The 526-nt window shown below is 47.1% G+C and carries 1 protein-coding gene; it reads left to right on the top strand.

The features are described 5' to 3' along the window. Nucleotides 1-526, top strand: a 526-nt coding sequence (locus tag R7Q48_RS30820) for a radical SAM protein (protein ID WP_411979323.1), incomplete at both ends; no start/stop codon positions are given.

Raw genomic sequence — 526 nt, 5'->3', positions numbered from 1 at the left:
ACCAGCCCGCAGGCGTGAAGATCTCAAACGATCTGCAAACAAACGGCACGTTATTGAATGACGAATGGTGCGAATTTTTAAGCGAGAACCATTTCTTGGTGGGCTTGAGTATTGATGGTCCTGAAATGCTGCACAACGCGTATCGAACCAACCGAGCCGGTCGGGGCACATTCAAACAAGTCATGAATGCGGTGGAGTTGCTGCATAAACATCAGGTGAACTTTGCCACGCTTACCTGTGTGAACAACCTGACGAGCCGAAATCCGCTTGAAGTTTACCGTTTTCTGCGAGATGAAGTCCGCTCGCCACAAATGCAGTTTATTCCTATTGTTGAACAGAAAACGTTCCGCACCACTGCGCCTCAAAAATGGCAACCGCAAGAACAGCTTAAACAAGGAGACAAGCGTTTGATTCCGGGTCACAAAGATTCTGTCATGGAACCTTGGTGTGTTGCTGATGAAGCTTGGGGTAACTTCCTGATTGCGGTTTTTGATGAATGGATTAAGAACGATATCGGCAAAGTGTT

This window comes from Vibrio sp. 378, assembly GCF_033339435.1.
Note: the sequence above shows the minus strand (reverse complement) of the source record. Positions and strands in the feature narration are given on the sequence as shown.